Raw genomic sequence first — 6,381 nt, forward strand, 5'->3', positions numbered from 1 at the left:
CACTGCGCGCGACACGGAACTCGATCGCTGTGTCTTCGCCGGTGCCCTGGCCCCTGGCAAACGGCACCAACAGGATCCAGAAGACCGTGAGTCGAAGCGTGATTCTCATGGAGGACTCGACCGGAACGGGTTACTCCCATTAATAGTCACAACGTGACTCGAAGGCAACATCGGGTCGCGCACAATCTTGCGGGCGCCGCTCTATCTTCCCTCAACCGGTTCGCAGAGATAATCGACCGTCCTCACGCTTATGGGACTTCTTTCCGCACGCCCGCTCTGGCGCTCGATTGCCGGATTCCTGCTGGCCGTCGGCGCCCTATCGATTGTTCTCTGGCTGTTGCGGCCACGGTGGGACGAAACCGTCATCCGGCAGTCGGTCATCACGACGATCCAGTCTGAAGCTCCCGCCTCCTTCTACGTGACTGGCATGCTGCGACTGGCGGCCACAAGCGAGGTGGCGGATACGAGAGTTCTTTTTCCTGATCTCCTCCCCCTGAGTCTTGGTACGACACGTGCGACCGTGCGGCTGCCGGGTTCGGTCGCTTACGGGTTTGACGTCTCTGCGCTCGCACCTGCGAATGTGACCTTCCACGACGACGGCGTGATCGAGGTCGCGCTGCCGGATCTGCGGGTTTTCTCGGTCGAGCCCGACCTTAATGCCATGGAAATCCAGACGGAGGTCGGATGGGCACGCACCCACGCCGGCAGCGGACAGACGGCTACGCGCGCAGCAATCGTCCTGGCGCAGGACGTTCTGAGGCAGCAGGCCGAGTCCCATCTCAGTACAAGCGATCAACCACGAATCAACACGGCGATCGCTCTGCAGGATCTTCTGACTCCTGTGCTTCAGTCGGCAGGTCTGGATGACCCGCAGTTCAGTTTTCGCATCGGCCCACACCTCGTGATGCAGCCAGGCGGGTGACCGGTAAACCGGATCAACACCGCTGTCCAGTCAAGCGGACGCACCGTCATGATCGGCCACAGGTGTCGTCCGCAGCACCAGCCAACCCACGAGTCCCGCAAGAACCGAAGCGGCAAAGATGCCGATCTTCGCCTGGTCCAACACTGCCGCGTCGAGGAAGGCAAGATTGGCAATGAAAAGGGCCATTGTGAAGCCGATGCCGGTCAAGCAACTCACTCCGTAAATGTGGCGCCATGTGATACCCGCCGGCATGACGGCCCATCCCATCCGCACGGCCAGCCAGGAGAAGAAGAGTACGCCCACCTGCTTGCCCGCAAACAGGCCGAACATTACGCCCAGGGTGACCGAGGCTCCAAAAGCCGCCCAGACATCGCTGCCAAAGGCGACTCCCGCATTTGCCAGCGCAAACACCGGCATGATGCCAAACGCCACCCAGCCGTGCAGGGCATGTTCCATGCGCGCGAGCGGCGTCTCGATGTGCTCGCAAGATTCCTCCAGCGCATGCACCGCATCGCGCTGGTCAGCAGTCGGCTCGCTCTGTCCCGGCTGCTCGTCCTGCGCAAACAAACCGATCAACTCCTGCGCCCTTTCACGGAACGCCGATGCGTCGATCTTCCGACGTGCCGGAATGGTCAAGGCCAACAATACGCCCGCAATCGTCGCATGCACACCCGACTTCAGGAATGCCACCCAGAGTCCGACTCCCAGCACTACGTAGATAGCGGTCCGACGAACTCCCAGGCGATTCATGGCGACAAGAGCCAGAAGAAATCCTGCAGCCACAATGAGACTACCCCAGGAAATCTCAGCCGTGTAGAACAGCGCAATAACCAGCACGGCACCCAGGTCGTCAACAATAGCGAGCGCCGTGAGAAAAATCTTGAGCGCTAACGGGGCACGCGATCCAAGCAACGCCAGAACTCCCAGTGCAAAGGCGATATCGGTAGCCATTGGAACGCCCCAGCCCTGTGCTGTGGGAGTGCCCGCATTAAAAGCTATGTACGCCAGTGCCGGAACGACCATGCCACCGACCGCCGCCACCAGTGGAAGGGCAGCCTGCTTCGGAGAGCTCAGTTCTCCGACCAGCACCTCTCGCTTTATTTCGAGACCGACTACGAAGAAGAAGATGGCCATCAGTCCGTCGTTGATCCAGAGCAGCAGTGGCTTCGAGATCACAAGGCTGCCCGCACCTGCGGTCACCGTTGTCTGCCAGAGTTCGAAATAAGACTCCGACCACGGAGAGTTCGCCCACGCGAGCGCTACCACCGCACAGGAGATCAGTAAAATGCCGCCCGCAACCTCCAGCCTGAAGAACTCCTGGAAGGGCCGCAGAAGGGTCACGCGACCCGGTGACGTCGGAACACTGGTTGCCATACCGAAATGCCGAAAATTGGATTTATCTAGACGAAAAGCAGTGGCCCGGCCGTCCCCACAGTTCACCGATGGTAGTCAAGACCGCGGACCGGCATCCGTACGCCCGCAGAAACCATCCGGGTCCCGGCAGCCCGCCTAATTGACACTTCTCTCATGAAACATCCGTGGCCCGGAAAGTACGCCGACTACGCCGCGCCTTCGACTACTACGGACTATTCCGCCATCCGCGTCGTGCTGACCCGCTTCAATAGCAAGTCATGAAAATCATAGCTGAAGTCCGTTGCCGGTGATACCGCGCGCATCTTTGCCTCGTCAATCGCGCCCGACGGATCCAGCGAAAACGTCACGAACGCGTCGGCACGCAATTCACGGTCGTACCAGCGCGCAACGAAGGTGTCGTGCTGCCAGTGCTCAAGACTACCCGTCAGCGACGGTGTGTGCGTGAACCGGATCTCAAGGCCGCCCTCGACCATTACGATGTCAATATCGCCATACCAGTCGTCGCGATACGTACCGACATACGAATCGACCGGTAGCGACGGACCGGCGAGAGAGTCGCGCCGGGTACTCGTCTTCGCCTCCAGTGCAGCAAGATTTGACTTCCGACGAGCAAGTATCGACTCGTAGGCCGCCACCCAGTCAATGGATTCGGCACCCAGATAATGATCCAGAATGTGATACGTAATGGATCGAAATGCCGCACCCGATTCCTGATTCGTGAGGATGATCGTGCCAAGCTTGATGTCTGGTATCATCGCAAGCTCCGAAACGTAACCAGGAAGTCCACCCGTGTGGGTTACCAATTTGTGGCCCTCGTAGTCGCGGATACCAAATCCCAGTGCATATCCCTGGAAATTGGGATGGCGACTAGCAAGCTCTGGCGCCGGACCACCAATCGGGATCGGAGTGACAGCCGACCAGAGTTCCGTCGTGGTCCCGGGCGAGAAGATGCGCCTGTCGTTCACTACACGCCCTGAGTCCAGTTGAACGACGAGCCACTTCGCCATATCGGCAGCGGTCGAGTTGATTCCACCCGCCGAGTTTCCAGAGATCGAGTCGAACGGCTTTACAACGGTCACAACTCCGCCAACGGGCGCATGCGTGGCCGAGACATTGCCCGACTCCTTCGCATACTTGTACCCGATCTTCGTTTCCGCCATTCCGACCGGCTCGAGAATGCGCGCGCGGACAAACTCATCGTACGTCTGCCCGCTGACCTCCTCGATCAACACGCCCGAGACCTTGTATAGAACATTGTCGTACGCGTACGCACTCCGGAAACTGGTAGCCGGCTTGAGATAACGTACGCGGTGCGCAATATCCTTTGCCGAGTAGTCGGACGGAGGCCACGTCATCAGATCGCCCTGGCCGAGGCCGAGACCGCTTCGATGCACCAGCAGGTCGCGCACTGTGATCTCGCGCGTGACCCACGGATCCCACATCTGGAACCAGGGGAGGTACTCGATGACCGGCTTGTCCCACTCGATCTTGCCCTCCTCAACGAGAAGTCCGAGCGCCGTTGCGGTGAACGCCTTCGTATTGGAGGCAATACCGAAGCGTGTGTGTTCGTCTACCGGTGCACGTTCGCCAAGACGGCGTACCCCGTAGCCCTTGGCGTGAACCACCTTGCCGTCTTTCACTATGGCAACAGCGATACCGGGCACCTCGAACGCCTTCATGACACGGTCGATGTGTGAGTCCAGATCCGGAGGAGGACCTTGCCAGGACACCTGACCGACAGAAAGCTCTGTGACTGACGTCGCGAGTATTGCACACAGAAGAAATCGGCGAAGCGGTGTTGTCATAGGTCCGTCTTGGTTTGGATCAATTACTTCAGCGTCGGCCGAGAAGAAAGGGATGGGGGACAATTTTAGCGAGTTTCAATCGTGCTTCAGACATCACTCCGCATCCATCCCGAAATACGCCATCATCCAGATCGCACCCGCAGTTCCATCCATCGTCGGTTCGTTGGTGGAGTAGTCGCCGCGGTCGTCGTGATACACCACATACGGATTCTGAAACGCAGTGAACTCGTCCGGCTCGGTCAGCTCCAGACCCGCAAGGCTGTTGTAGATCGTGGCGTACACCGGCCCGTCGACCAGGCCACCCGGCACCATTTCCTCTGTCAGCACATAGACGCTCGTGTGCACGTCCAGCGGAAACTCGCCATCATGCGGAATGCCGGTAAACATCGACGTGCCCCACGGATTGCGACCGAGCAGCCAGTCGCGCTGACGCAGCATGAAGTCGTGATATCGCATGTCGCCCGTCATGCGCTCGTACAGCAACACCTGCGTGATCAGCGCCGTCGCCAGATTGTTCGAGCACCAGATAAACGGCACTCCGATCCCGAACGCATTTCTGCTTCCACGCGCTACCGCCGCCTCGATGCCGTCCCGATAGTATCCAGCCAGCGAATCACGTAAGGCCTCGTCCACGTGTGGGTACAGTGCGAAGTGCCCGACGTTCACGAACGGGTAATACTGATAGTGATCGGTTGTGTCGTGGGGCAACCACGATGTAGTGCCGGCAAGGCGAGCATAATGTCTCGCATCTTCGAGGAAACCAGGCTCACCCGTTACCGCGAACAGCTCCGCCGCGCCCCATTCCATGTCGTCGGCCCACGTGTCTTCCGTGTAACGGTACGGGGCTCCGTATGAGTTGCCCTGCTGATATCCTTCTTTCGCCTTGCCCATCGAGTAGACGTCCCGCGCGGCGGCCAGAGAGGTTGCCGCAAAAACCGGATCTCGCTCTCGCCACACCCGATACGCCATCGCCATCCCGGCAGCGTATCTACCGGCGAGATTCGCCACACCGGTAGACGTGCTCTTGAACTCTCTCAGCCCCTGGGGCCTGCCATCAGCAAAATACAGAGCCCTGTAACTGTTTGGCCCCCAACCGTAATCAGAAGAATCCCGGTCCGGCCATTTCCAGCCGATGTGATCCCGATCGTCGGCGACCTGATGAAAAAGCTCGCCCGCATCCGGATGCAGACGGTGCATCCACTCGATGCCCCACTTCGCTTCATCGAGAACATCCGGCAGCCCGTTCGATCCGGGCTTGCCGAGATCATCAAAGGCATCAGCGAATCGGTCGCCTGCCAGCTCCTGGGCCAGCAACATACGCGCGGTGGCGTTGCTCCCTGTGATCAGATATTTCAGCTGATCTCCCGCATCATGCCAACCGCCCCTCGCGTCCACAAACGTGGAGTCGGGCTTGGGTCCATAAAACGTGCGGCCGTCCTTCTGATGACAGTACCGATCCAGAAATGGATTGTATCCGCAGCGCTGCTGCCGCATGAACGTCAACAAGTCCTCGTGCGACCGTCCGTACGCCTCGCGACCGATACCAAACTCGGGAGAACGATCTCCGCCCACCAGCACGACGTATCTCCCGGTAGTCGCTACAGACGAGAAGTCCAGTTCGTAGTAGTGCTCGAAGGCGCCCCAACCGTCCGCCGGAGATACCGCTATCGGACCACTCATCACCACATCGCCGGACCTCGCATCTACCAGCTCGAACTGACCATCAACCGGCGAATGTGAGAAAGCGATCGCCACTTTCGTGTCTTCCTCCAGATAGCCAACGTTGTTGACCCGGATGTATACCGGTTCGTGCGATCGCGGTGCGCAGGACGCTGTCATCATCAGTCCGCACAACAACGCAATCTTCAGAAAGCAAGGTTTTGTCGTAATCGTGATCATCACTATTCCAGAAGTTCGTCGATTCGCTCGAAGCTATAGCCCCTTGCAACGAGCGAGTCCAACAATGCACCCAGTCGGTCGTAGAGTTTATCCGTGCGCTGCGGCGCCGTTCCGATATGCATTAACAGAATGAACCCGTTCAGTCCGTTTGCATCCGCTGCTTCGTACTCCAGAATGCTTTCGAGGATGGCGTCGCTCGACAGATACCGTGTGCCCATGTCCGGCGTCGTATAGTCCGCGTGCGACCGTGTGCCCGGGGAGTAGTTGATCAGCGTCAGGCCGAGTCCGGTTGTCCAGTCAGCGATCTGCCTGTTGTACCACTCGTACGAGGGAAGAAAGTACGGAGCGTCTTCCCACTCGACGCCATAGCGCGCCATCTCC

At 59.1% G+C, this 6,381-nt stretch carries 5 protein-coding genes; 1 reads left to right on the plus strand and 4 read right to left on the minus strand.

The window, feature by feature from the left end:
* Positions 1–250 precede the first annotated feature (250 nt).
* Positions 251–922, plus strand: a complete 672-nt coding sequence (locus HKN37_02510) for a DUF4230 domain-containing protein (GenBank protein NNE45514.1) — start codon at positions 251–253, stop codon at positions 920–922.
* 30 nt (positions 923–952) lie between these two features.
* Here HKN37_02510 and nhaA read toward each other — a convergent pair whose 3' ends face one another.
* From nhaA to HKN37_02530, 4 genes are all read right to left on the minus strand, one after another.
* Positions 953–2,296: a Na+/H+ antiporter NhaA gene (gene nhaA, locus HKN37_02515; GenBank protein ID NNE45515.1), complete on the minus strand. Its 1,344-nt coding sequence runs from the start codon at positions 2,294–2,296 to the stop codon at positions 953–955.
* 212 nt (positions 2,297–2,508) lie between these two features.
* On the minus strand, positions 2,509–4,101 hold the full coding sequence (locus HKN37_02520) for a serine hydrolase (protein ID NNE45516.1): 1,593 nt from the start codon (positions 4,099–4,101) through the stop codon (positions 2,509–2,511).
* Positions 4,102–4,194: 93 nt separating this feature from the next.
* Positions 4,195–5,943, minus strand: a complete 1,749-nt coding sequence (locus tag HKN37_02525; GenBank protein ID NNE45517.1) for a glycoside hydrolase family 9 — start codon at positions 5,941–5,943, stop codon at positions 4,195–4,197.
* Between the two features lie 59 nt (positions 5,944–6,002).
* Positions 6,003–6,381: cellulase (locus HKN37_02530; protein ID NNE45518.1), on the minus strand; the 379-nt coding region annotated here is incomplete at its 5' end.

The organism is Rhodothermales bacterium, assembly GCA_013002345.1.
In the GTDB taxonomy this organism is placed as follows: domain Bacteria; phylum Bacteroidota; class Rhodothermia; order Rhodothermales; family JABDKH01; genus JABDKH01.